A 24,433-nucleotide genomic window follows, 5' to 3' on the forward strand; every position below is an offset into this window, starting at 1 on the left:
CCCCCTTTTTTCGCCGCCCCTGCAGAGAGCTGCCATGACTTCGAACACGCCACTACCAACCTGCTCCATCCTGTTGCTGGCCGGTGGGCGCGGCCAGCGAATGGGCGGTCAGGACAAGGGACTTGTGGAATGGCACGGTGAACCGCTGATCGCACATCTGCATCGCAAGGTTCGCCCGTTGACAGATGATCTGATCATCTCCTGCAACCGCAATCGTGATCGCTATGCGCCATTTGCCGACCAGTTGGTGAGCGATGACGAGGAGGACTTTCCCGGACCATTGGCCGGTATTCGTGCCGGCTTGAAAGCTGCGCGCCACACCCATCTGCTGGTATTGCCCTGCGATGTTCCGCGAATCGATCTTGCATTGCTGCACAGCATGCGTGAGGCGGCCAGTCTGAATTCTGAAAAACCTTTAATGTTGAGACATGACGATCACTGGGAACCGCTGCTTTGCGTGATTCCGGTGGCACTCCTGCCGGCATTCGAAAACGCCTGGAACGCTGGAGAACGTAGCCCCGGCCGGGTGATGCGCAATCTTGATGCCCAGGCCCTGGTTTGCCCTGACAACGATCCACGCCTGGCCAATCTCAACACCCCTGAACTGTTGAGTTCGCACAACACTGTGTCAGACTGACAGCATTCAAGGAACTTGCACGCCTTGTATACGTCTCAAGCTCAGTAACCAAAAGAATTTCCCTTCGGAGACACACTCATGACTCAACGGACCCTCGCCACTTTCATGCTCGCACTGGGCCTCGCCACCCTCGCCGGTTGCGCTTCGCCAACAGTGATCACCTTGAATGACGGTCGCGAAATCCAGGCTGTCGACGCCCCTAAGTATGATGAAGATTCGGGCTTCTACGAGTTCGAACAACTGGACGGCAAGCACACCCGCATCAACAAGGATCAGATCCGCACTGTCAAAGAGCTGTAAGTCTTCAGTTCGACAGCGGATACAGAAAAGCCCGCAACATGCGGGCTTTTTCGTGTCTGGCAGAAAAGGGTCGATACCCGGGATCACCAGTCCAGCGTGATCCGGCTTTCAAACTCTCTCGCCTGCCCCGTTACCGGATCGATGAATCGCAACCCCTGCGCCAGGAGTTTGAGCGGATTGGCGTAGTCATCTTCAACGTCTTTGAGCACTTCGGGATAAAACGGATCATTGCAGATGCTCGCCCCCAGCGCCGTCATGTGCACCCGTAGCTGATGCTTTTTGCCGGTCACCGGATACAGGCCGTAGCGCCAGAGTTCGCCGTTCTTTGCTCGAACCTCCACCGCCGTTTCGGTGTTACTTGCACCCGGCCCTTCCTGCATGCGGAAAAACGGCTCGCCGTCGACCATGCGGCTTTTATGCACCAACGGGAAGTCCAGCCCGGGCAGCGCAGCAGCAATGGCTTCATAGCGCTTTTCGATCTGCCGTGTCGGGAACAATGACTGATACGCCGACCGCGTCTGTGGATTGGCAGAGAAAATCACCAGCCCGGCTGTGTGCCGGTCAATCCGGTGCAGCGGCACCAGATGGGGATTGTCCAGACGCCGGATCAATCGGCGAAGCAGCGTCTGTTCGACGTATTCGCCTGCCGGGGTCACCGGAAGGAAATGCGGCTTGTCCGCCACCACCAGATGGTCGTCCGCATACAGGATCGACTCGACCACCGGGATCGGCTTTTCATCCGGCACTTCACGAAAGTAGTGAATGCGTAGCCCTTCCTTGTAGGGCAAATCCAACGCAATCGGCTGACCTTGGCCATCGAGCACCCGGCCCCGGGCAATTCGATCCAGCCATTGATCGCGCCCGATGGCACTGAAATGCTCACACAGGCAGTCGAACACTGTCCGCCAGCTACCGGGGGGCAAATACAGCGTGCTGGCCTGATTTTGTGCGGCAGAAAACGTTGACGTGCTGGACATACGGAAACTCTAACCTTCAAAGCAGAGCGGCATTATCCAACACCGGGCGCAGCAGACCTAGCGCAGAATCAGGCGGGGATCGATTTGAGCGCCGCCGCCTCGGTGAATTCCTTGAGCCAGCGCAACACATCCACGGCGTCCCAACGGCCCGGATCGTACAAGGCGTACAAAAGCCCCTGATATCCGACCACATCCAGTTGCTTGTGATAGCCGGCGCGCTGGAACAAGGCCTCGATCTCGGCAAAGCACGTATTGAAATGCAGCTTGTTGAAGGGAGTCTTGCCTTCCGTGACCAGACCGTCCAGGCGCAATTCGTGGACGGCCTCGCGCACCACGTCAACCGACATCCCGTTCACGCTGCTTTTCAATTGTTCGACATTGACCACGGTTGCTCCCTCTGACATCCGGCTTGCCCTGACGAATGCCCGGAAACGGCATGGCAGGCCAACTCAATTACTGTATGCGCATACAGTAACCGAATAACCCGAAAAGTGCCAAGCCGTGATTGAGCGAAGGTGACGAGCGCCATCAACGCAGAAGGGAAAAGACCGCTAACGCAGGAATGCCACCACCTGATCGGCGCTGAACGGCCACCCCAGTTCCGCGCCGGTATCGACCCTGCGCAAGACCGGGATCCGCAGGCTGTAGGCCTCGAACCACGATTCGTCGTCAGCAATATCCACCAGTTCCACCAGCAGACCATGCTCGACAAACGGCATCAGTTCGGCCTCCGCGACTTCACACAAATGGCACCCCAGGGTGCCGAACAACTGGCATTCAGGAAGCATGTGCGCTCAACCCCAAAAATCGAGTGATCATTCTAGGCCTGCCCGCAAAGCCCGTCGACCCACCCTCCGGCTTCGATCCCGCCCCTCGTAAAACCCTGATGTAAATCAGCCCACAAAATCGCCATTTACGCGATGCTCCGGTGTTTTTTACCTCTACGCTTGAAGAGCCTGACCTGTCCCGGAGTGTCTTGTGTTTGCCAATCTGCTGATCATTCTGGCGTCGTCCCTGGTGATGATTGCCCTGTTCCGTCGCCTGCGCCTGCCGCCTGTGCTGGGCTACCTGTGCGTGGGTTTGATGGTCGGCCCGAAGGCATTCGACTGGATCAATGAAAGCGAACATCTGCCGGATCTTGCCGAACTGGGCGTGGTGTTTCTGCTGTTTTCCCTGGGGCTGGAGTTTTCCCTGTCGAAAATGATTGCCCTGCGCCAGGTGGTTTTCCGTCTGGGCAGCCAGCAAGTGCTGATCACCACATTCCTGCTGGGAGGCGTGCTGATGTTGCTGGGCATGCCCGCTACGCCGGCCTTGTTGCTGGGCGCTGGCCTGTCGCTGTCATCCACGGCGATCGTGACCAAGGAGCTGGGCAGCCTCGGCGAAATCTTCAGCAGCCACGGCCAGAACGCGGTAGGCGTCCTGTTGTTCCAGGACGTGGTAGCCGTGTTGCTGCTGACGCTGGTGCCGGTGTTCGCCGGCAGCAGTGATCAGGCCTGGTACTGGGCGCTGCCCCTGACCTTGTTGAAGACCGTATTGCTGTTCTTCGGTTTGTTGCTGGCCAGCCGCTGGCTGCTGCCCCGCCTGTTTCAGGAAGTCGCGGCGTCGCGCTCGGCGGAGCTGTTCGTGCTGCTTGCACTGGTGATCGTGTTGCTGACAGCCTGGCTCACTCATTTGCTGGGCCTGTCTCCGGCCCTCGGCGCATTCCTCGCGGGCATGCTGCTCGGTGAGAGCCATTACCGGCATCAGATCGAGGCCGATATCCGGCCGTTTCGCGACATTCTGCTGGGACTGTTTTTCGTCAGCATCGGCATGCTGATCGACCTGCAACTGTTCGCCAGCCACAGCCTGCTGATTATCGGCATGACCCTGGGTTTACTGGTGATCAAAGGCCTGGTGGTGGCGCTATTGGTGAAATGGCGCGGCAGCGACAATGAAACGGCCTGGCGCAGCGGTCTCGCCCTCGCCCAGGGCGGTGAATTCTGCTTCGCCCTGATGGCACAGATGCAGCAAAACCGGCTGCTCCCCGCCGAGCTCGGTGCCCTGCTGCTCGCCGCCACCTTCTGCTCGATGCTGCTGACGCCCCTGCTGTTACGCGCCGCACCGCGCATCGCCGCCGCCCTGCACCGCAAGCCCAATCAGGAAGCGCAGATCGAGGAAATCAGCGCCCTCAATGCCGGGTTCGACGGGCATGTGGTGATCTGTGGCTACGGGCGAGTTGGTCAGTCGATCGGACGCTTCATGCGCAATGCCGGGCAATCCTACGTCGCGCTGGACAACGATCCGGTGCGAATTCAGGAAGCCGCCACCGCCGAACGCGACGTCCACTACGGCGATTCAACCCGCGGCGATCTGTTGACCGCCGTCGGTTTGCTGCGCGCCAGGCTGCTGGTGATTGCCGTGGATCAAGCCGATGTAGCCTTGCGGGTTCTCAAGGAGGCCCGACGCCTCAACCCGACAGTGCCGATCCTGGTGCGCACCCGGGACGACAGCCAGTCGGCCGAGCTGAAAGCAGCCGGCGCCAGCGAAGTGGTGCCGGAACTGCTGGAGTCGAGCCTGATGCTCGGTTCCCATGCCCTGATCCTGCTGGGGTTTCCTGCGCACCGGGTGCAGGAGAAAGTCGATCAGGTGCGCATCGATCGTTATCGCCTGCTTCACGGCTTTTACCCCGGAGCCGACGATGAGGAGACCTAGTCCTGACTCACCGCGCCGATCTTGTGCAACGACAGGTCGGCGCCGTAGTACTCCTGTTCCTGGCTCAGGCGCAGACCATGCAGCGCCTTGATCGAACCGTAGACGGCGAAACCGCCGATCAGCGCCACCGCCACACCGAGGGCGGTGCCGATCAACTGGCTGATCAGGCTGACGCCGCCGAGTCCGCCCAACGCGGTCGAGCCGAAGATCCCGCACGCGATGCCGCCCCACACGCCACACAGACCGTGCAACGGCCAGACACCCAGCACATCGTCGATGCGCCATTTGACCTGCGCCGCCGTGAAGCACCAGACAAACAGGGCGCCGGCAACCGCGCCGGTCACCAGCGCGCCGACCGGGTGCATCAGATCAGAACCGGCACACACCGCCACCAGCCCGGCCAGCGGACCGTTATGCAGAAAGCCCGGGTCGTTGCGCCCGACGATCAACGCCGCCACCGTGCCGCCAACCATTGCCATCAGCGAGTTAACTGCGACCAGTCCGCTGACCCCTTGCAGGGTTTGCGCGCTCATCACGTTGAAGCCAAACCAGCCGACGATCAGGATCCACGAACCCAAGGCGAGAAACGGAATGCTCGACGGCGCGAACGCCACCAGCTTGCCATCGCGATAGCGCCCATTGCGCGGCCCGAGCAGCAACACCGCCGCCAGCGCCAGCCAGCCGCCCATGGCATGCACTACCACCGAACCGGCAAAATCATGGAAAGGGGCACCGAACTGCGCGGTCAGCCAGGCTTGCAGACCGTAATTGCCGTTCCAGATCATGCCTTCGAAAAATGGGTAGATGAACGCTACGATCAGCGCCGTGGCGCACAGTTGCGGCACAAACCGCGCCCGTTCGGCGATGCCGCCGGAGATGATCGCCGGGATCGCCGCTGCAAAGGTCAGCAGGAAGAAAAACTTCACCAGTCCATAACCATGATCGGCACTGAGCACCGCCGCCGGTTGCAGGAAGGTCACCCCGTACGAAAGCCAGTAGCCTATAAAGAAATAGGCCAGGGTCGACACCGCAAAGTCGCTGAGAATCTTCGACAGCGCATTGACCTGGTTTTTCTGGCGAACCGTTCCGACCTCCAGAAACGCGAACCCGGCGTGCATGGCCAGCACCATGACCGCACCGATCAGAATGAACAACGTGTTGGAACTGTGAACCAGCGTGTCCACAGCGCTTTGCAGATTTTCCATGAGGAGGCAGACCCAAGGCTGAAAAAGGCACCAAAGCGGTTCATGCGCACATTTCATGCACCAAGTTGCGACTGTGCGGTCACTGATCCGGTGGTCCGGTGAACCGCTTTGGCGCACAAGGTCGATGGGCTGACATGAACCTTCATCATCCGGGCCTTGCTCTGCCCGGTTTCGCGCCCGGCAACAGCGCACTGCCACCGATCGACGCACCACGACACAGCAAAAGTTGTACCAGCCATTTGCACTGAACCTTCACACTTGGCTCATACTCGAACGCTTCAGAACACCGCTTCAGAACGCCACTTACGGAGATCCCCCATGGCCAGCATCAAGGCAAAGACTGCTCAAGAAATCCTGATGAACGACTTCCAGACTCTGGTCAGCGACACTGAACGCTTGCTGGAACACACCGCCACGCTGGCCGGTGATCAGGCTGACGAGCTGCGCGAACAGATCCACGAAAGCCTGCTGCGCGCACGGGAAACCCTGAAGCTGACCGAGGACACCCTGCGCGAGCGCGGTCAGGCTGCGGTCACCGCCACCGAGGAATATGTCTCGGCCAACCCTTGGCAATCGGTGGGCATCGCCGCCGGCGTCGGCTTCCTGATCGGCCTGCTGGCCACGCGGCGCTGATCATGTCGATCGGTGAATCCGGCCCGGACTCGGGCACCGCCTCCTCCACGCGTCGTCTGGGTGCTGCCGTTCTCGGCCTGCTGCACAGCCACGTCGAACTGTTCGGCATCGAACTGCAGGAACAGAAAGCGCGCACCGTCAGCCTGTTGCTGTTCGCAGGGCTAGCGCTGGTGTTTGCGCTGCTGTTGCTGGTCGGCCTGTCGACCCTCGTGCTGATCGTGTTCTGGGACACCTATCGCCTGGCCGCAATCATTGGTCTGTGCGTGTTCTACACCCTGGCGGCGATCTTTTGCGCGCTGCGTCTCAAGGCCGCGATCTTCGATGAATCCTCGCCCTTCCACGGCACGCTGGAAGAACTGGCCAATGACCGGGAGCGCCTGCTGCCATGAGCCTGCCTGAACTTCCGCACAACAGCTCACGCCGGGAAATGCGCAAGGCGCTGATCCGTCTGCGCATGGAAATGCATCGTCAGGAAATCCGCCACGAAACCGGCCAGGTCCTGCAACCGCTGCAACGCATGCGCGGCATGACGCAAAACCTGCAGGGCGGTTTCGGCATCAAGCACGCGCCGTTGTGGGGCGTAGCGGCCGTGACGCTGCTGGGTTTCATCACGGGCAAAGGGGCCAAGAGCGGTGGCGTCGGCGGCTTGACCCGACTGATCCGCCTGGGCACCAGCCTCGCTCCGCTGATCAAGCTGGTCATGCAGAGTTCGAGCAAGCGCTGATCCCTCGCATCTGGCTGCATTCTTGCAATACCGGCGGGATTGAATCTCTTATCCGGAGGTTCAATCCCGCTTGCCTATCCGGCCGGCAGAATTCGACCAGAACAAGAACGACAAGGAGGCCCCGTGATCGACGGGCAACCGCTCGCCTGCTTTCAACCTTTCATCGATACCGCCACCGGACGCATTGCAGGGGTCGAGGCACTAGGTCGTCTGCGCCAGGCCGATGGCCAACTGGCGTCAGTCGGACCGCTGTTCGCCGATCCGCGCACCCCGGCCATCGCGCTGCGCCGAATGGACCGGCAGATTCGCGACAACGCGCTGAGCCGCCTGCACGAAGCACCACCGGACTGGTTTCTCAGCCTGAACATGTCACCGCGCTGGATCAGTCGCTTGCGTGCCGACCAGGCACTGCCGAGCCTGAAACAACTCGCGCGGCACGGTATCGACCCGCAACGGATTGTTTTCGAAATCACCGAGCTTGGTGGTAACAGCCAGCGCCTGACCGAAGTCGTGGCGCGCTATCGCGATGCCGGCGCACGGATCGCCATCGACGATTTCGGCGCCGGTTATTCGCAGCTTGATCGCGTGCTGGCGCTGCAACCGGACATTCTCAAACTCGACATGCGCCTGTTCCAGGCCGCCGCACTGGGCGGGCCGAGCAGTGACGTGGTCAAGGCCCTTGCGCAAATGGCCGAAAAAACCGGCTGCTGGATCATTGCCGAAGGGGTGGAAACCGCGGCGCAACTGAATTTTGCGCTGGAGTGCGGATCGCGTTACGTGCAGGGATTTCTGTTCGCCCGGGCGCAGGAGGCGTTTTTCGGTACGGATGACTTCGTCGAGCGCTTCGCCGAGCTGCGCCAGTCCTACGTGCGCCAGAAGCTGGCCGAACGCAGCAAATGGATGTTCATGCGCCAGCAGCTCAGCGAACTCATGACCATCCTGCAAACCTGGGCCCAGGCCCGCGCTCCGCTCAGCGCCCTGCCACAGCTCGACGCCTTCCCCTGGCTGCTGCGCTTTTACCAATGCGACCGTCACGGCACTCAGCTGACGCCAAACCTGGAGTGGCGACCCAGCGGCTGGGTGGCGGACAACCGCTACCTTGGCCACAACTGGTCGTGGCGCCCGTACTTCTATCACCTGCTGGCCGAAGGCTGGGAGGAACGGCGCCTGACTCTTTCCAACACCTATCGCGACGCCACCAGCAACCAGTATTGCCTGACCGCCGGACAGTTTTTCGATAACGGCGAGCGCCTGCTGCTGATCGACATCGATGCGGCGGGCTTGTAGTTGCGCTTGCAGATGCCAGCCTGAACCGGGAAGCTAGGGAATCAGTCACCAGACGGAGAGAATCAGCCTTGGATTGGCATACCCTGCTCAACCGCGAACGTCTCGGCAAACCGTTGCACAGCCCGCAGGAACTTGGCCGCAGCCCGTTCCATAAAGACCATGACCGCATCATCTTCTCCGGCGCCTTCCGCCGCCTGGGGCGCAAGACCCAGGTGCATCCGGTGTCGAGCAACGACCACATTCACACGCGCCTGACCCACTCGCTGGAAGTCAGTTGCGTCGGTCGCTCGCTGGGCATGCGTGTCGGCGAAACCCTGCGCCGCGCCCTGCCCGAATGGTGCGAGCCGAGCGATCTGGGCATGGTGGTCCAGTCGGCCTGCCTGGCGCACGACATCGGCAACCCGCCCTTCGGCCACTCCGGCGAAGACGCGATCCGTCACTGGTTCCAGCAGGCTGCGGGGCGCGGCTGGCTGGATGCGATGAGTGACGCCGAGCGCGGTGACTTCCTGAACTTCGAAGGTAATGCGCAGGGCTTCCGGGTGCTCACGCAACTGGAGTATCACCAGTTCGACGGTGGGACCCGACTGACCTACGCCACCCTCGGCACCTATCTGAAGTACCCGTGGACCGCCCGTCACGCCGACTCCCTCGGTTACAAGAAGCACAAATTCGGTTGCTACCAGAGCGAACTGCCGTTGCTCGAACAGATCGCCCACAAGCTGGGTCTGCCGCAACTCGAAGAACAGCGCTGGGCGCGCCACCCGCTGGTGTATCTGATGGAGGCGGCGGACGACATCTGTTACGCCTTGATCGATCTGGAAGATGGCCTGGAAATGGAGTTGCTGGAGTACGCCGAAGTCGAGTCGCTGCTGCTCGGCCTGGTCGGCGATGATCTGCCGGAAACCTATCGCCAGCTCGGCCCCCAGGATTCACGTCGGCGCAAGCTGGCAATCCTGCGCGGCAAGGCCATCGAACACCTGACCAACGCTGCCGCCCGGGCCTTCGTCGAACAACAGGACGCACTGCTGGCCGGTACGCTACACGGGGATCTGGTGGAACACATGCACGGTCCGGCCAAGCGTTGCGTGCTGAACGCCAAGGACATCGCCCGCAAGAAAATCTTCCAGGACAAGCGCAAGACCCTGCATGAAATCGGCGCCTATACGACCCTGGAGATTTTGCTCAACGCCTTCTGCGGTGCGGCTTTGGAACAGCACAACGGTCGCACGCCGTCGTTCAAGAGCCGCCGGACTCTCGATCTGCTGGGCAACAACGCGCCGGACCCGCACGGTCCTCTGCACGCGTCGTTCCTGCGCATGATCGACTTCATCGCCGGCATGACCGACAGCTACGCCAGTGACATGGCGCTGGAAATGACCGGACGCTCCAGCCATTGATGCCTGCCGCCCGACCGATCTGCAAGTGGATCGGTCGGGCCTGGTGAGGTGGAAGCGAAACGACAGACCCCTCTTTTGGTACTTGTTCAGGAAGCTCAAAGTCAAAAGCAGCAACACTCAATTCAGCCTCAGCCCTTTAAACCTCGCCTGCATCTATAAACTTATTCAAGAACAAACTTTGAACATCTCACGCCTCTACCTACGTCAAACCCAGTTAACACGTAGTCTGATTCCTCTTTATTTGTAGGATCTCTCCTAGATTGCCGCCACTCCCTCGTCAGTTCATGCGAGCGTTCATTCAACTGAGCTAAGGTTCGCCCTTTATTTGCGCTCGTATGGGATTTGATTATGAACTCTGTTTTTATTGTTGACGATCACCCGGTCATCCGCCTTGCCGTTCGAATGCTGCTGGAACATGAAGGTTATAAAGTCGTTGGAGAAACCGATAACGGTGTCGATGCCATGCAGATGGTTCGTGAATGCATGCCCGACCTGATCATTCTCGACATAAGCATTCCCAAGCTCGATGGTCTGGAAGTCCTGGCCCGCTTCAACGCCATGAGTTCGCCTTTCAAGACACTGGTATTGACTGCGCAATGCCCGACCCTGTTTGGCATTCGCTGCATGCAGTCAGGCGCATCGGGTTATGTCTGCAAACAGGAAGACCTGAGCGAACTGGTCAGTGCGATCAAAGCTGTCCTTTCGGGCTACAACTATTTTCCCAGCCAGGCCTTGAACCCTGTTCGTCACGATGACGTGCGTTATGCAGAACTGGAACTCTTCAAATCCGTCAATGATCGGGAACTTATGGTCTTGCAACTTTTTGCCCAGGGTCGCACAAACAAGGAAATTGCCAAAGGCATGTTTCTCAGTAACAAAACTGTAAGCACTTACAAAAAACGACTGATGCAAAAACTCAAAGCCAAGTCTCTCGTAGAACTTATCGAAATGGCCAAACGTAACGCACTCGTGTGAGAGTCAACATGTCCAGCCGTTTAATGAGTTTTCTGATTGCATGGAGTGCATGTCTGGGTTTCTGCACCTCTTCAACCGCCGCATCACCCGCCTCGCAAGACTTCACCCTGCTTGGTCGCTCGGCCGACCGGACGGTGCAGGCTTTGTTCGACCCATCGCAAGTGGCGTGGGCACACAGTCGCAATGAGTTGATTCTGGGGACTTCCGCTCCCGACTATCCTCCCTTCGACATGACAGCCAGCGGGCACGACTACGAAGGTTTCACGGCGGATTACGCCGTACTCGTTGGTCAGGCGATCGGTCTGCCGATAAGAGTCAAACGTTTCGCCTCGCGGGAAGCCGCCATACGGGCATTGATCGACGGTCACATCGACATGCTCGGCACCGCCAACGGATTTGAAGCAGAGAACGCCGATATCGTGCTGTCCAGGCCCTACGCCATCGATCAACCGGTCCTGGTGACGCGCGAGGGCGAAACCCGAACGCTGACCGAGGGCCTGGCCGGCATGCGGCTGAGCATGCTGTATCACTACTTGCCGCTGGACGATGTCAAGGCAATGTATCCCAAAGCCCTCATCACCTCCTATCCGTCCTATCAGAACGCAATCAATGCGGTAGCGTTCGATCAGGCAGACGTGTTTCTCGGTGACACCATTTCCACCCACTACATGATCAGCAAGGGATACCTGAACAACATTCGCATGGCCAATTTCGGCAAACACGAGGCCCACGGTTTCAGCTTTGCCGTGCATCGCAACAATCCACAGCTGCTCGCCATCATCGATACCGTGCTCAAGGCCGTGCCGGGCAGCGAGCGTGAAAACATCGCCAAGCGCTGGAGTGTCGGCAGCGACACACTTCTGACCGACCAGAAATTGCAACTGACCAAACGTGAAGAGCAATGGCTGAAAAAAAATTCAGTCGTGAGCGTAGTGGTCAACGAAGCTTTCGCACCTCTGACGTTCTTTGACAGTGACGGCAACTTTCGCGGCATCAGCGCCGACTTGCTCGAACTCATCCGGTTGCGCACCGGACTGCGCTTCGAAATCCGCCGCAGCCGCAGTGACGCCGAAATGATCAAGCAGGTCGAGCATCACCAGGCTGACCTGATCGCAGCCCTTCTGCCTACCGCCCAGCGCGAGGAAACCCTGAACTTCAGCCGCCCCTACCTGGAAAATTCATACGTACTGTTGACCCGAAAGGCCGCCGACAGTCCCACGCACCTTGGGCAACTCAAACGCAAGCGTCTGGCGATCGCTCAGGGCAATCCGATGATCGAATACCTGCGCAGCGAGTTTCCACGCATTCAACTGATCGAAACGCCGGATACCTTCAGTGCCGTGGCGTTGCTCGACGAAGGTCAGGTCGAAGGCGCAGTGAACTCCCTGGTCATCGCAAACTACTTCATTGCATCGCGAACCTTCGAACACCCCCTGCAGATCACCACTACCATCGGCACTCGACAGGCGGCGTTCTCACTGGCGACTGCGCGGGACAACACAGAACTGAGCTCGATCATCGACAAGTCACTGATGAGCATCACGCCCGAAGAACTGGGCATCATCAATGGGCGCTGGCGTGGCTACTCAAGTGTTTCGCAAGGCACCTGGCGCCAATACCAGCGCTTTTTCTATCAGGCGATCGGCGGCGCCTGCCTCCTGTTGCTACTTTCACTGCTATGGAATGCCTACATGCGTCGCCAGATCAAACAGCGCAAGGCGGCCGAACGGGCGTTGAACGATCAGCTGGAATTCATGGGGACACTGGTCAACGGCACGCCCCACCCGATCTACGTGCGTGACCGTCAGGGCCTTCTGCAAAGCTGCAATGACAGTTATCTCCGGGCGTTCAATGCCCGGCGCGAAGACGTCATTGGCAAAAGCGTGATGCAGGGTGCATTGAACAATGCTTTCGAGGCCCTGACATATCAGGCCGACTATCAGCGGGTGGTGGCAGAGGGCAGACCGCTGGTGCTTGACCGGCCGTTACAGATCGGCGACCGGCGTCTGACGATCTATCACTGGATCCTGCCGTACCGGGATTCCAGCGGTGAAGTCCAGGGGATCATCGGCGGCTGGATCGACATCAGTGAACGCCGCGAGCTGCTCGACGAACTTCGCGCGGCCAAGGAGCGGGCAGACGATGCCAACCGGGCCAAGAGTACGTTTCTGGCGACCATGAGCCACGAGATCCGCACCCCGATGAACGCCGTGATCGGCATGCTCGAGTTGACGCTCAAACGCCTGGATCAGGCTCACCCGGATCGTTCCGGCATCGAAACGGCCTACCATTCGGCCAAGGACCTGCTGGGCCTGATCGGCGACATCCTGGACATCGCTCGCATCGAATCCGGGCGGCTGAGCCTCAACCCCGAGCGAATCAACCTGATCGATACCGTGGGCGCGGTGGTCAGAATCTTCGAAGGTCTCGCCCGACAAAAACACCTGTCACTGGAAGTTTCCGTCTCTCCCCCTGAACTGAATGTCGATGTGCACCTCGACCCGCTGCGCTTCAAGCAGGTGCTGTCGAACCTGATCAGCAATGCCATCAAGTTCACCGAAGCAGGACACATCAGAATCACGCTGGATGTTCTACCTACGGACGATCCGGAACGTTCGATGGTGCAGTTGACCGTACAGGATACCGGCATCGGGATCACGACACAGGATCAGTCGCGGTTGTTCGAACCCTTCGCCCAGGCCGGCAACGGTGGACAGCGAACCGTTAGTGGCGCAGGCCTGGGGCTGGTCATCAGCCGCAACCTGTGCGAGATGATGGGTGGAAAACTGCGGTTGAGCAGCCTGCCCGGAATCGGCACCCAGGTCAGTGTTTCGCTGCCGGTGGCCATCCTGCCGGCGCAAGTGGCGAGAGCTGAAGAGGAACCGCAGATTCAGGCCCCCCTCATTCCGTTGACGGTTCTGGTGGTCGATGACCATCCGGCCAATCGTCTGCTGATGTGCCAGCAACTGGAATACCTCGGCCATCGTTTCTGTATCGCCGAAGATGGCCAGCGCGGGCTGGAACAATGGAAGAACGGCGAATTCGATCTGGTGATCGCCGATTGCAACATGCCCGTCATGAACGGTTACGAGCTGACCCGGGCGATTCGTCAGCACGAAAAACTCACCCGTCGCCCGGCGTGCACGGTGCTGGGGTTCACCGCCAATGCCCAGCCGGAGGAAATCCTGCGCTGCAAACAGGCGGGCATGAATGAATGCCTGTTCAAACCCCTGAGCCTGAACAGCCTGAGCCAATGGGTCGACAGTGTTCAGCCGTTGTTCCGTGCGCCGGTGTTCAATCTGCAAGGGCTCACGCTGCTGACCGGTGGCAATCCGTCCCAGACTCACCGCTTGCTGGCAGAACTGCTCAACAGCAGTCGTCTTGACCGGCAGGAATTGCAGGCCCTGTCCCTCACCCGGGATCCTCCCGCGCTGGCCGTCATCGCCCACAAGATCAAAGGTGCGGCGCGCATTGCCCAGGCCTCGCGCCTGATCGACAGTTGCGATGCGCTTGAGCAGGCTTGTCAGCAAGCGCTGCCGGGGGACGAGATCGAGCGTCGTTGCCAGGCCAGCCGTCTCGCCATCCTGGAACTGGAGCAGGCGCTGGAACAGCAACTGAACCGGATCAGCCAGAGCAAAGTGACCGGGGCTTAACTATGCTTGGACGCTGAGCAGTGTGCTTACCTACACGGAGAGTCCGCAATGCCCAGCCCACTGCGCCCGGAACAACGCCGGTTTCCGCTGCATGTGCACATCAGCGTCATGTTCACCTTTCTGCTGTTGCTCACCGGGGTGGTGCTGGGTCTGTTCAACTATCGGCAGACCACACAGATCATCCTGTCGAGCAGCGAAAAACTGTTCAACCGCATCGAGCAGGATGTGCGCCTCGATCTGCAGGCCACTTATGCACCGATCCGACACCTGCTGAGCCTGCTGGCGGACAATCCCGCCGCCCGCTCTTCCGGCCTCGAACCGCGCCTGGCGCTGCTCAAGCCGTTCAGCCAGTCCCTGACGGACAATCCGGATCTGGCCTCGCTGTACCTCGGTTATGGCAACGGCGATTTTTTCATGGTTCGTCCTTTGCGCACGCCGGCGCTGAAAACCCTGCTCAAGGCACCTGACGCAGCGGCGTTTCAGGTCTGGAGCATCGAACATGACGCCAGCGGTCAGGCGCATTCGCAGTCGCTGTTCTTCGACCAGGCCCTGTCCCCGGTCGGCCGACAGGACAACCCCGCCGATCCCTATGATCCCCGCAGCCGGGCGTGGTACATCAACGCGCGGCAGCAGACCGAACAGATCACCACCGAACCCTACGTCTTTTTCTCCACCCACAACGTCGGTACGACACTGGCCCGGCGCAGCGGTGAAGACGCCGTGATCGGCGCCGACCTGACCCTCGACGCACTCTCCGCAACCCTGATCAAACACGTGGTGACACCGGCCACGGAAATCGTCCTGTTCGACGCCGAAGGCAACGCCGTGGCCTACCCCGACAGCAGCCGGCTGATCGTCGATGACCGTACGGCGCGTCTGGCCAAGGCTGCCGACTTGAGCCCCGCCCTCGGCGCCTTGCTGTCCGGCCATCAGGGCAATCGGCTCAAGGCCGACGGCCGGCTATGGATCGTCGCCCGCAGCCAGTTGCAGGAAGGCGGGCCGAAGGGTTTGCAAATGGCGTTGCTGGTACCGGAGGACGAGTTGCTGGTCGACGCCTATCGCATGCGCTGGCAAGGCGCGCTGATCACCTTGGCCACCCTGCTGTTGTGCCTGCCGCTCGGGTGGCTGATCTCGCGAATTCTGGTCAAGCCGCTGCATGCGCTGGTCAAGGAAGCCGACGCGATCCGCAGTTTCGATTTCAATTTTCCCGTGACCCGTCGATCACCGGTGCTGGAGGTCGACCAGTTGAGTCTGTCGATGGCCCGCATGAAAGACACCCTGGCCAGCTTCTTCCGGATCACCGACAGCCTGACCGCCGAAACCCGCTTCGCCCCACTTCTGCAACGGGTGCTGTTCGAGACGGTGCAGATCGCCCAGGCTCAGGCGGGCCTGATTTATCTGCGCGAAAACGATGGCAATCGGATGGAGCCCTACGGACTGGTGGTCGACGGCGCGTCCCAAGCCCTGGCCGCGTTCGATATCCAGGGGCGCAACCTTGACGCCACTGAGAGCCCCGAATGGTTCCGGCAACTGGCGAACGCCAACACGGTGGTGAGCAATCTGGGTTTCGAACAGGCCACCGACCTGCAGAAAGTGCTGCTGGCCATGGAGTCGCCGAGGGTTCATCTGATCGGTATCCGCCTGCATAACCGGCACAACGAAACCGTCGGACTGCTGGTGCTGCTGATCAATGACAGCGGCACGGCGAGTGATCTGGAAAAGCTGCGGCCCGACCGCATCGCCTTCCTGCAAGCGGTGTCCGGGGCAGCGGCGGTGAGTATCGAGAGCCAGCGCCTGCAAGCCCGGCAGAAGCAACTGCTGGACGCGTTCATTCAACTGCTCGCCGGCGCCATCGATGCCAAAAGCCCTTATACCGGCGGGCATTGTCAGCGGGTGCCGGAGCTGACCCTGATGCTCGCCCATGCCGCCGCAGCCAGTGAGGCGCCGGCCTTCAACGATTACCAGCCGAACGAAGACGAATGGGAGGCCCTGCACATCGCCGCCTGGCTGCACGATTGCGGCAAGGTCACGACCCCGGAATACGTGGTCGACAAAGCCACCAAACTGGAAACCCTAAACGATCGCCTGCACGAAATCCGCACCCGCTTCGAAGTGCTCAAGCGCGATGCCTGGGTCAGTTACTGGCAAGCCCTGGCCATGGGCGGCCAAGAGCGGCAACTGGCCGAGCTGCGCGACGCAACCCTGACAGCACTGGATGATGATTTTGCATTCGTCGCCCACTGCAATCTGGGCAGCGAAGCGATGGCCGAGGCCGACCTGCAACGACTGCAAGGCATCGCCCAACGCCCATGGACGCGCACGCTGGATGATCGACTGGGTCTGTCATGGGAAGAGAACCGGCGTCAGTCCCGCACTCCGGCACCGACCTTGCCGGTCACCGAACCGTTGCTGGCAGACAAGCCGGAGCATCTGCTGGAACGCGCCGAAGGCGAGTTGATTCCAGAGGACAATCCGTGGGGTTTCAAGCTCGACGTTCCGCCCTACAAATACAATCGCGGCGAGCTGTACAACCTGAGCATCCCCCGGGGCACCCTGACCCGCGAAGAACGCTACATCATCAACCACCACATGGTGCAGACGATCCTGATGCTCAGCCACCTGCCCTTCCCCGGGCATCTGAACAGCGTCGCGGAAATCGCCGGCGGGCATCACGAAAAGATGGATGGCACCGGCTATCCCAAGCGCCTGAAGCGCGAAGACATGAGCCTTCCGGCGCGCATGATGGCGATTGCCGATATTTTCGAAGCCCTGACCGCCGCCGACCGCCCGTACAAAAAAGCCAAGTCCCTCAGTGAAGCGCTGGGGATCATGGCCACCATGTGCCGCGAGGCGCACATCGATGCCGAGCTGTTCGGACTGTTCATCCGCGATGGCGTGTATTTGCAGTACGCCACGCGGTTTCTCGATCCACGGCAGATCGATGCCGTGGACCCGGCGGCCGTGCTGCTCAAGGCAGGCCTGGCGGCGTGATCAGCAGTCGGTCAGACGCAGGAAGATCGCTGCCAGTCGTTCGATCCCGGCCTGATCGTCAGCACCGAAACGCGCGAGCTTCGGGCTGTCGAGGTCAAGCACGCCGATCAGGCGACCGTCCTTGACCAACGGCACGACCAGCTCGCTGTTCGACGCGCTGTCGCAAGCGATATGGCCCGGAAACGCGTGAACGTCTTCGACCCGTTGCGTCTGCAGGCTGGCAGCCGCCGCGCCGCACACACCGCGACCGAACGGAATGCGCACACAGGCGATCTGGCCCTGGAACGGGCCGAGCACCAGCTCTTCGTTGCGATTGAGGTAGAAACCGGCCCAGTTCAGGTCATCGAGCTGGTTGAACAGGAACGCCGAAAACTGCGCGGCGTTGGCGATGAAATCGCGCTCGTCCGCCAGCAGCGATTCCAGTTGCGCGGCCAACATGCCATAGCCTTCGAGGCCCTGGCCGCTCTGTTGCAAATCAATCATGCCTTGTGCTCCAACAATTTCAGTCCCACCCAGTAACGGGCGAATTGGTACGCGCAACGTCCGTTGCGGTTGCCACGGCCGGTCGCCCAGCGCACGGCGAGAATGTCCAGTTGTTCGTCGCGTTCCCAGCTCAAGCCGGCCTTGGCGGCCAACTGGCCGATCCAGTGCTCGACGACGTTGAGGAAATGTTCCTGGGTAAACGGATAGAACGACAGCCACAGGCCGAAGCGATCCGACAGCGCGATCTTGTCTTCTACCGCTTCGCTCGGATGCAGTTCGCCATCGACGCGCTTCCAGTTTTCGTTGTCGCTTTCCTTTTCCGGCACCAGATGGCGACGGTTGGAGGTGGCGTACAGCAACACGTTGTCCGGCGCCTGTTCGAGCGAGCCGTCCAGCACACTTTTCAGTACGCGATAATCGCCTTCGCCGGATTCGAACGACAGGTCGTCGCAGAACAGCACAAAGCGCTGCGGCAGCTTGGCGATCTGCTCCACCACCCGTGGCAGGTCCGCCAGGTGATCGCGCTCGATTTCGATCAGACGCAAACCGGCCTTGGCATGTTCTGCCAGCAGCGCGCGCACCAGCGACGATTTACCGGTACCGCGCGACCCCCACAGCAGCGCATGGTTGGCGGGCATGCCGTCGAGGAATTGCTGAGTGTTGCGGCCCAGTTGCTCCAGCTGGCGGTCGACGCCGATCAGGTCCGACAGGCGCATGTCGAGGCTGACTTCCAGCGGCAGCAGATAGCCGCTGCGGCCGTCACGCTGCCAGCGTGCAGCGAGGCAGGTGCCCCAGTCGATGACCGGGCGTGGAGCCGGCAGCAGTGGTTCGATTCGCGCCAGAACCGACTCGGCGCGTTCAAGAAAAGCATTCAATCGGGAATCCACGTCTTCTCCTCGGGCTCGTTCACAGTGATGATGGCGGTACAGCGACGACAGACAGCGTTCGAAACCTGTCCCGGGCCTTGTTACAAGGCGCTTCGGGAACCCCGGAATCCGTGCATGATCGACTATGCTTGAGCAGCGAAGGGAAACGGAAGTGGTTCAACACCCCATGGATATCAAATTCACCCACCGGCTGTCGTACAAACAGGCCCGGCTTACCGTGCTGGTCGGGTTCATTCTGGGCACGCTGCTCAGCCTGCTGCAAATCGGCATCGATTATGCCAGTGAAGACGCGTCCATCAACCGTGAAATCCTGTCTTTGCTGGAAATCAGCCATAACCCGGCCTCGCGCATCGCCTACAACATCGACGCCGAACTGGCGCAGGAACTGACCCTGGGGCTGTTGCGTTCGCCGGCCATCATTTCCGCACAACTGACCGACAACAATCAGACAGTGCTGGCCAGCGTTAAACGCCCGGAGCTGCAAAGCGGCTACCGCATGATCAGCGACTTCCTGTTCGGCGCCAAACGCCAGTTCGAAGACCGCCTCTACCTCGATCACTTGCCCAACGAATCCCTCGGCACCCTGAGCCTGGAAGTCGACACCTACGCGTTCGGCAGCCGTTTCCTGCGCCGGGCCGAGGTCACGCTACTCAACGGTTTCGCCCGCAGCCTGATTCTCACCGGGATCCTGCTCGCGCTGTTCTACGTGATGCTGACCAAACCGCTGGTGCGGGTGATCCGCGAACTCAGCGGCCGCGACCCGCGCAGTGCCGAGCCGACCACCCTGGAATGTCCGGGCGGGCACGCCAATGACGAGATCGGCGTGCTGGTCAAGGTCGCCAACCAGCAGTTCGAAAACATCGCCACGGAAATCCAGCAGCGGCGCAATGCGGAAAACCGCCTCACCGACTATCTCGCGCAACTCGAAGACATCGTGTCCGCGCGAACCGCCGAGCTCAAGGCGATCAACGCGCGGCTCAGCCAGTCCAACCAGGAACTGGAAGTGGCCCGCAGCACGGCACTGGACATGGCCGAAGCGCGCTCGGCGTTTCTCGCCAACATGAGCCACGAGATCCGCACCCCGCTCAACGGCCTGCTCGGGATGATCGCCCTGTCGCTCGACGGCCCGCTCAACGCCGAACAACAGCAACAACTGTCGATCGCCCACGACTCGGGCAAAGTGCTGGTGGAGCTGCTCAACGATATTCTCGACCTGTCGAAATTCGATGCCGGGCAACTCGAGCTCGAACACATTCCGTTCGATCTCGGTTCGCTGATCGAAGACACCGCCAACCTGCTGTCGCAGAACGCGGCGCCGAGTGTCGAACTGACCTGCCTGATCGATCCGTACTTCCCGGCGCTGGTGCTCGGCGATCCGACCCGGGTCAGGCAGATCGTCAGCAACCTGCTGTCCAATGCGCTGAAATTCACCCGCTTCGGTCGGGTCGATGTGCGCTTGTCCACCTGGAAGGACGGCGTCCGGATCGAAGTCTGCGACACCGGCATCGGCATCGCCCAGGAAGCGCAGGTGAAGATTTTCCAGCCGTTCACCCAGGCGGGTGCCGGCATCACCCGCCAATACGGCGGCACCGGGCTCGGGCTGGCATTGACCTACAACCTGTGCGAAGCGATGCAGGGGCGCCTGACCATCAGTTCCGAAGTGGGCTTTGGCAGTCAGTTCTGCGCCGAACTGCCACTGCCCTGCCACACCCGCGCGGTGATTCCGCCACCGTTGCACGGCAAGGTGCTGGCGATCACCAACGCGGTCAGCGGGCTGGCGGAACTGTTGGAAAGTCTGCTGCCGGTCTGGGGGCTGACCTACGAGCAGCGAACCCTCGACGACCCGCTGCTCGGCCTGTCCCCTGACGTGATCATCACCGACTGCCCGGAATGCCTGTTCGGCCTGCGCCCGGCGATGACGGCGCCAATTCTGCTGGTGACCGCTTATGGCAGCTTCATGCCGGGTGAGGAGGCCACCGCCCTCGCCCCGTTGCAGCAGCAGGCGCGCCCTCTGGCTCGCAACGCGCTGTATCAGAATCTGCGCCGGACGCTGTTGCCGGACCTCACCACCATCGACCGCGCACGCCTCGAAAGCGTGCCGTCGCAGCGGCGCGGTCGGGTGCTGCTGGTGGAGGACAACCCGGTCAACCAGTTGGTGGCCAAAGGCATGCTGGGCAAACTCGGGTGCGACGTGGTGGTCGCCGCCCATGGCGTGGAGGCGCTGGATCAGCTGGAACACGACGAGTTCGATCTGGTGCTGATGGACTGCAACATGCCGGTGATGGACGGCTACGAAGCCAGCCGCCAGATTCGTCAAAGCGGACGCTGGCCGCATCTGCCGATTGTCGCCCTGACCGCCAACGCCATGTCCGAGGAGCGCGAACGTTGCCGGGCGGCGGGCATGAGCGACTATCTGGCCAAGCCGTTTCGCCGTGAGGAGCTGGCGGCGCTGCTGGACCAGTGGATTCCGACTACGACAGTGCTTTGATCTGCCCCAGCAGGTGATCGAGACCGTCACGCAAGTCATTGAGCCGGTCCAGATCCACCCCGCTGTCGCACAACAGCCGCGCCTTCAATGGCCCCACCTGTTCGCGCAGCGCCAGCCCTTGCGGCGTGAGGCTCAGATGAACCTCGCGCTCGTCCCGGGCCGAGCGCTGACGCTGGACCAGTTGCAGTTGTTCCAGACGCTTGAGCAGCGGCGTCAGTGTGCCGGAATCCAGTGCCAGACGCTCACCCAGCGCCTTGACCGTCGGTTGCTCGGGCGCGGTTTGCTGCCATTCCCACAACACCAGCATCGCCAGGTATTGCGGGTAGGTCAGCCCAAGCTGATCGAGCATCGGTTTGTAGGCACGAATCACCGCCCGCGATGCGGCATACAACTTGAAGCACAGCTGACTGTCGAGCTTCAGCGAATCGGCGGACAGGCTGTTCATTTGAGCAGGGCTTCGATCTCGCGGCTCAGATCCTGCGGCTTGGTGGCCGGGGCGAAGCGCTTGACCAACTGGCCGTCCTTGCCGATCAGGAACTTGGTGAAATTCCACTTGATGCCCTGGGAGCCCAGCACGCCTGGCGCGCGTTTCTTCAATTGCACGAACAGTGGGTGCGCACCGGTACCGTTGACTTCGATCTTCTTGAACAGCGGGAAGCTGACACCGTAGTTCAGCTCGCAAAACTCGCTGATGGCGCCCTCGTTGCCCGGCTCCTGCTTGCCGAACTGGTTGCACGGGAAGCCCAGCACCACCAGGCCCTGATCCTTGTAGGTCTGCCACAGTTCCTCAAGGCCTTTGTACTGCGGCGTGAAACCGCATTTGCTGGCGGTATTGACCACCAGCACTGCTTTGCCGGCGAAATCGGCGAGGGTCTTTTGCTCGCCTTTGATGGTGGTGCACGGAATGTTCAGCAGGTTATCGCTCATGGTGCGCACTCTTGAAAAATGGGTAGACGGCAAAAATAGCGAGCAATTGAATTGTGTGCAATTTAATTATTCGAAAGGCGACCCGTAGATCGCCCGTATCGGTTACTCGCGCGGCACCAGGTCCAGGCACACCGAGTTGATGCAGTAACGCAGGCCGGTCGGCGGCGGACCGTCAGGGAATACGTGGCCCAGGTGCGCATCGCACTTGGCGCATTTCACTTCGGTGCGGATCATGCCGTGGCTGGTATCACGGATTTCGGTCATGGCGTTGTCGCCGATCGGCGCGTAGAAACTCGGCCAGCCGCAGCCGGAGTCGAATTTGGTCTTGGAATCGAACAGCGGCTCATTGCAGCAGATGCAGTGGTAAACGCCATCGGTCTTGGTGGCGTTGTATTTGCCGGAGAACGGCCGCTCGGTGGCGCTCAGGCGGCACACGTTGAACTGCTCGGGGTCGAGCATCGCCCGCCATTCTTCCAGGGTCTTTTCAATCTTTTCCATCATCACACCTCAGCGGCTGAAAAAGCCCGATCTGTACCTTTTCCACGGATCGGGCGGCACGTATGATTGCGCCTCGTCACACGCCAGTCTGGCAGCGGGTTCCTGCGCATTCAAACGGATTGTTGGAAACCGCCGCTCGAGACACTTGCCTGTGTGAAGACGCAGGATTCCCAGCACGGTTGTCCACCCGCCGCCTGGATCGTTCATTTTCGGGATCACATCGCCATGCAGTTCAGCAAATCGAACAAGCTCGCCAACGTCTGCTACGACATTCGCGGCCCGGTGCTCAAGCACGCCAAACGCCTGGAAGAGGAAGGCCATCGCATCCTCAAGCTGAACATCGGCAACCCGGCGCCTTTTGGTTTCGAAGCGCCGGACGAGATTCTTCAGGATGTGATCCGCAACCTGCCGACCGCCCAAGGCTACAGCGACTCCAAAGGCCTGTTCAGCGCGCGCAAGGCGGTGATGCAGTACTACCAGCAGAAGCAGGTCGAAGGTGTCGGCATCGAAGACATCTACTTGGGCAACGGCGTATCCGAGCTGATCGTGATGTCGCTGCAGGCGCTGCTCAACAACGGTGACGAAGTGCTGGTGCCGGCGCCGGACTACCCGCTGTGGACCGCAGCCGTGAGCCTGGCCGGCGGCAACGCGGTGCATTACCTGTGCGATGAGGGCGCGGACTGGTTCCCGGATCTGGCCGACATCAAGGCCAAGATCACCCCGAACACCAAGGCGATGGTGATCATCAACCCGAACAACCCGACCGGCGCGGTGTATTCCAAGGAAGTGCTGCTGGGCATGCTCGAGCTGGCCCGCCAGCACAACCTGGTAGTGTTCTCCGACGAAATCTACGACAAGATCCTCTACGACGACGCCGTGCACATCTGCACCGCTTCGCTGGCACCGGATCTGCTGTGCCTGACCTTCAACGGTCTGTCCAAGTCGTATCGCGTGGCAGGCTTCCGCTCCGGCTGGATTGCCATTTCCGGGCCGAAACACAACGCCCACAGCTACATCGAAGGCATCGACATGCTGGCCAACATGCGCCTGTGCGCCAACGTGCCGAGCCAGCATGCGATCCAGACCGCTCTGGGTGGCTATCAGAGCATCAACGATCTGGTGTTGCCGCAAGGCCGGTTGCTGGAACAGCGCAACCGTACCTGGGAACTGCTCAACGACATTCCCGGCGTGAGCTGCGTGAAACCGATGGGCGCGCTGTACGCGTTCCCGAAAATCGACCCGAAAGTCTGCCCGATCCACAACGACGAGAAATTCGTGCTCGACCTGCTGCTCTCCGAGAAGCTGCTGGTGGTGCAAGGTACGGCGTTCAACTGGCCGTGGCCTGACCACTTCCGCGTGGTCACCCTGCCGCGGGTCGATGACCTGGACATGGCCATCGGTCGCATCGGCAACTTCCTCAAGTCTTATCGCCAGTAACCGGCGCTCAGTGCGCAACGGCCCGAACGTTGCGCACTGTCTGATTCAGCAACACTTCTGCTCCGCCCCTCCTCCAGCACCTTCTACACTTTCGACTCATACGAATCATGCGTGCCTGACGCAATGAGACCGGGTGCCGCGTGCCTGTCATCCATACCGGATTCGGCAGTGGGAAATCTCCCATGCCCGGAGAATCCGGTGTAGGACACAGTTTGAAATAGTCACTCGGTTGAATCGCCAGGT

General features: G+C 60.6%; 22 protein-coding genes. 13 read left to right on the forward strand and 9 right to left on the reverse strand.

Going from position 1 to position 24,433, the window contains the following annotated elements; all coding sequences use genetic code 11:
* Nucleotides 1-34 precede the first annotated feature (34 nt).
* A complete protein-coding gene (gene mobA / locus AC1RT4_RS24685; RefSeq protein WP_493088592.1) occupies nucleotides 35-637 on the forward strand; it encodes a molybdenum cofactor guanylyltransferase MobA in 603 nt (200 codons plus the stop codon).
* Nucleotides 638-715: 78 nt separating this feature from the next.
* The gene (locus tag AC1RT4_RS24690) at nucleotides 716-937 is read left to right on the forward strand and encodes a YgdI/YgdR family lipoprotein (RefSeq protein ID WP_007955739.1); all 222 of its coding nucleotides are present in this window, start codon (nucleotides 716-718) and stop codon (nucleotides 935-937) included.
* Nucleotides 938-1,020: 83 nt separating this feature from the next.
* On the opposite strand, the gene AC1RT4_RS24695 is transcribed toward AC1RT4_RS24690, so the two are convergent.
* From AC1RT4_RS24695 to AC1RT4_RS24705, 3 genes are all read right to left on the reverse strand, one after another.
* Nucleotides 1,021-1,914 carry a pseudouridine synthase gene (locus AC1RT4_RS24695; RefSeq protein ID WP_493088594.1) on the reverse strand — a complete coding sequence of 298 codons (894 nt, stop codon included), beginning with the start codon at nucleotides 1,912-1,914 and terminating at the stop codon, nucleotides 1,021-1,023.
* Nucleotides 1,915-1,982: 68 nt separating this feature from the next.
* On the reverse strand, nucleotides 1,983-2,300 hold the full coding sequence (locus AC1RT4_RS24700; RefSeq protein ID WP_007955735.1) for a hypothetical protein: 318 nt from the start codon (nucleotides 2,298-2,300) through the stop codon (nucleotides 1,983-1,985).
* A 165-nt stretch (nucleotides 2,301-2,465) separates the two neighbouring features.
* Entirely contained in the window at nucleotides 2,466-2,702 is a 237-nt protein-coding gene (locus tag AC1RT4_RS24705) for a glutaredoxin family protein (RefSeq protein WP_007955734.1), read from the reverse strand.
* A 190-nt stretch (nucleotides 2,703-2,892) separates the two neighbouring features.
* On the opposite strand from AC1RT4_RS24705, the gene AC1RT4_RS24710 reads away from it, so the two are divergent.
* A complete protein-coding gene (locus AC1RT4_RS24710; protein ID WP_493088596.1) occupies nucleotides 2,893-4,605 on the forward strand; it encodes a cation:proton antiporter in 1,713 nt (570 codons plus the stop codon).
* Here AC1RT4_RS24710 and AC1RT4_RS24715 read toward each other — a convergent pair.
* Nucleotides 4,602-5,810: an ammonium transporter gene (locus tag AC1RT4_RS24715; RefSeq protein ID WP_493088598.1), complete on the reverse strand. Its 1,209-nt coding sequence runs from the start codon at nucleotides 5,808-5,810 to the stop codon at nucleotides 4,602-4,604. The two genes, AC1RT4_RS24710 and AC1RT4_RS24715, sit on opposite strands and share 4 nt — an antisense overlap.
* 318 nt (nucleotides 5,811-6,128) lie before the next feature.
* Here AC1RT4_RS24715 and AC1RT4_RS24720 point away from each other — a divergent pair, with 318 nt between their 5' ends.
* From AC1RT4_RS24720 to AC1RT4_RS24755, 8 genes are all read left to right on the forward strand, one after another.
* The gene (locus tag AC1RT4_RS24720) at nucleotides 6,129-6,443 is read left to right on the forward strand and encodes an ElaB/YgaM/YqjD family protein (protein WP_007955729.1); all 315 of its coding nucleotides are present in this window, start codon (nucleotides 6,129-6,131) and stop codon (nucleotides 6,441-6,443) included.
* A 2-nt stretch (nucleotides 6,444-6,445) separates the two neighbouring features.
* Entirely contained in the window at nucleotides 6,446-6,832 is a 387-nt protein-coding gene (locus tag AC1RT4_RS24725) for a phage holin family protein (RefSeq protein WP_007955728.1), read from the forward strand.
* The gene (locus AC1RT4_RS24730; RefSeq protein WP_064598290.1) at nucleotides 6,829-7,167 is read left to right on the forward strand and encodes a hypothetical protein; all 339 of its coding nucleotides are present in this window, start codon (nucleotides 6,829-6,831) and stop codon (nucleotides 7,165-7,167) included. The genes AC1RT4_RS24725 and AC1RT4_RS24730 overlap by 4 nt, the downstream gene beginning before the upstream one ends.
* A 123-nt stretch (nucleotides 7,168-7,290) precedes the next feature.
* Nucleotides 7,291-8,454, forward strand: a complete 1,164-nt coding sequence (locus AC1RT4_RS24735; protein ID WP_493088605.1) for an EAL domain-containing protein — start codon at nucleotides 7,291-7,293, stop codon at nucleotides 8,452-8,454.
* A gap of 68 nt (nucleotides 8,455-8,522) precedes the next feature.
* Nucleotides 8,523-9,851, forward strand: a complete 1,329-nt coding sequence (locus tag AC1RT4_RS24740; RefSeq protein ID WP_493088607.1) for a deoxyguanosinetriphosphate triphosphohydrolase — start codon at nucleotides 8,523-8,525, stop codon at nucleotides 9,849-9,851.
* A gap of 348 nt (nucleotides 9,852-10,199) precedes the next feature.
* Complete coding sequence (locus tag AC1RT4_RS24745) at nucleotides 10,200-10,826, forward strand: response regulator transcription factor (RefSeq protein WP_011335284.1); 627 nt, start codon at nucleotides 10,200-10,202, stop codon at nucleotides 10,824-10,826.
* An 8-nt stretch (nucleotides 10,827-10,834) separates the two neighbouring features.
* Nucleotides 10,835-14,479 (forward strand): transporter substrate-binding domain-containing protein, encoded by a 3,645-nt coding sequence (locus AC1RT4_RS24750; RefSeq protein WP_493088609.1) that lies wholly within the window; start codon nucleotides 10,835-10,837, stop codon nucleotides 14,477-14,479.
* A gap of 48 nt (nucleotides 14,480-14,527) precedes the next feature.
* Nucleotides 14,528-17,470: an HD domain-containing phosphohydrolase gene (locus AC1RT4_RS24755; RefSeq protein WP_493088611.1), complete on the forward strand. Its 2,943-nt coding sequence runs from the start codon at nucleotides 14,528-14,530 to the stop codon at nucleotides 17,468-17,470.
* Here the strand turns inward: AC1RT4_RS24755 and AC1RT4_RS24760 are convergent, their stop codons facing one another.
* Together AC1RT4_RS24760 and AC1RT4_RS24765 are read right to left on the reverse strand one after the other, a co-directional pair.
* Nucleotides 17,471-17,953 carry a GAF domain-containing protein gene (locus tag AC1RT4_RS24760; RefSeq protein ID WP_119429621.1) on the reverse strand — a complete coding sequence of 161 codons (483 nt, stop codon included), beginning with the start codon at nucleotides 17,951-17,953 and terminating at the stop codon, nucleotides 17,471-17,473.
* Nucleotides 17,950-18,840 carry an ATP-binding protein gene (locus AC1RT4_RS24765; protein ID WP_007955716.1) on the reverse strand — a complete coding sequence of 297 codons (891 nt, stop codon included), beginning with the start codon at nucleotides 18,838-18,840 and terminating at the stop codon, nucleotides 17,950-17,952. Before AC1RT4_RS24765 ends, AC1RT4_RS24760 begins: the two co-directional genes overlap by 4 nt.
* Before the next feature lie 166 nt (nucleotides 18,841-19,006).
* On the opposite strand from AC1RT4_RS24765, the gene AC1RT4_RS24770 reads away from it, so the two are divergent.
* Complete coding sequence (locus AC1RT4_RS24770; RefSeq protein ID WP_493088614.1) at nucleotides 19,007-21,328, forward strand: hybrid sensor histidine kinase/response regulator; 2,322 nt, start codon at nucleotides 19,007-19,009, stop codon at nucleotides 21,326-21,328.
* On the opposite strand, the gene AC1RT4_RS24775 is transcribed toward AC1RT4_RS24770, so the two are convergent.
* The 3 genes from AC1RT4_RS24775 to msrB form a co-directional block, all read right to left on the reverse strand.
* Nucleotides 21,312-21,773 (reverse strand): MarR family winged helix-turn-helix transcriptional regulator, encoded by a 462-nt coding sequence (locus AC1RT4_RS24775; RefSeq protein WP_493088616.1) that lies wholly within the window; start codon nucleotides 21,771-21,773, stop codon nucleotides 21,312-21,314. The genes AC1RT4_RS24770 and AC1RT4_RS24775 overlap by 17 nt on opposite strands.
* Complete coding sequence (locus AC1RT4_RS24780) at nucleotides 21,770-22,255, reverse strand: glutathione peroxidase (protein WP_011335290.1); 486 nt, start codon at nucleotides 22,253-22,255, stop codon at nucleotides 21,770-21,772. Before AC1RT4_RS24780 ends, AC1RT4_RS24775 begins: the two co-directional genes overlap by 4 nt.
* Before the next feature lie 102 nt (nucleotides 22,256-22,357).
* Entirely contained in the window at nucleotides 22,358-22,753 is a 396-nt protein-coding gene (gene msrB, locus AC1RT4_RS24785) for a peptide-methionine (R)-S-oxide reductase MsrB (RefSeq protein ID WP_011335291.1), read from the reverse strand.
* Nucleotides 22,754-22,978: 225 nt separating this feature from the next.
* Between msrB and AC1RT4_RS24790 the strand changes: the two genes are divergently transcribed.
* Complete coding sequence (locus tag AC1RT4_RS24790) at nucleotides 22,979-24,190, forward strand: pyridoxal phosphate-dependent aminotransferase (RefSeq protein ID WP_007955711.1); 1,212 nt, start codon at nucleotides 22,979-22,981, stop codon at nucleotides 24,188-24,190.
* Nucleotides 24,191-24,433: the final 243 nt, after the last annotated feature.

The organism is Pseudomonas sp. GW821-FHT11D10 (assembly GCF_058808435.1).

Bases quoted from the DNA above. Each gene is read 5' to 3' on its own strand.
- mobA (WP_493088592.1), top strand. From the start codon at position 35: ATGACTTCGAACACGCCACTACCAACCTGCTCCATCCTGTTGCTGGCC.
- AC1RT4_RS24690 (WP_007955739.1), top strand. From the start codon at position 716: ATGACTCAACGGACCCTCGCCACTTTCATGCTCGCACTGGGCCTCGCC.
- AC1RT4_RS24695 (WP_493088594.1), bottom strand. From the start codon at position 1,914: ATGTCCAGCACGTCAACGTTTTCTGCCGCACAAAATCAGGCCAGCACG.
- AC1RT4_RS24705 (WP_007955734.1), bottom strand. From the start codon at position 2,702: ATGCTTCCTGAATGCCAGTTGTTCGGCACCCTGGGGTGCCATTTGTGT.
- AC1RT4_RS24715 (WP_493088598.1), bottom strand. From the start codon at position 5,810: ATGGAAAATCTGCAAAGCGCTGTGGACACGCTGGTTCACAGTTCCAAC.
- AC1RT4_RS24720 (WP_007955729.1), top strand. From the start codon at position 6,129: ATGGCCAGCATCAAGGCAAAGACTGCTCAAGAAATCCTGATGAACGAC.
- AC1RT4_RS24725 (WP_007955728.1), top strand. From the start codon at position 6,446: ATGTCGATCGGTGAATCCGGCCCGGACTCGGGCACCGCCTCCTCCACG.
- AC1RT4_RS24730 (WP_064598290.1), top strand. From the start codon at position 6,829: ATGAGCCTGCCTGAACTTCCGCACAACAGCTCACGCCGGGAAATGCGC.
- AC1RT4_RS24745 (WP_011335284.1), top strand. From the start codon at position 10,200: ATGAACTCTGTTTTTATTGTTGACGATCACCCGGTCATCCGCCTTGCC.
- AC1RT4_RS24750 (WP_493088609.1), top strand. From the start codon at position 10,835: ATGTCCAGCCGTTTAATGAGTTTTCTGATTGCATGGAGTGCATGTCTG.
- AC1RT4_RS24755 (WP_493088611.1), top strand. From the start codon at position 14,528: ATGCCCAGCCCACTGCGCCCGGAACAACGCCGGTTTCCGCTGCATGTG.
- AC1RT4_RS24760 (WP_119429621.1), bottom strand. From the start codon at position 17,953: ATGATTGATTTGCAACAGAGCGGCCAGGGCCTCGAAGGCTATGGCATG.
- AC1RT4_RS24770 (WP_493088614.1), top strand. From the start codon at position 19,007: ATGGATATCAAATTCACCCACCGGCTGTCGTACAAACAGGCCCGGCTT.
- AC1RT4_RS24775 (WP_493088616.1), bottom strand. From the start codon at position 21,773: ATGAACAGCCTGTCCGCCGATTCGCTGAAGCTCGACAGTCAGCTGTGC.
- AC1RT4_RS24780 (WP_011335290.1), bottom strand. From the start codon at position 22,255: ATGAGCGATAACCTGCTGAACATTCCGTGCACCACCATCAAAGGCGAG.
- msrB (WP_011335291.1), bottom strand. From the start codon at position 22,753: ATGGAAAAGATTGAAAAGACCCTGGAAGAATGGCGGGCGATGCTCGAC.
- AC1RT4_RS24790 (WP_007955711.1), top strand. From the start codon at position 22,979: ATGCAGTTCAGCAAATCGAACAAGCTCGCCAACGTCTGCTACGACATT.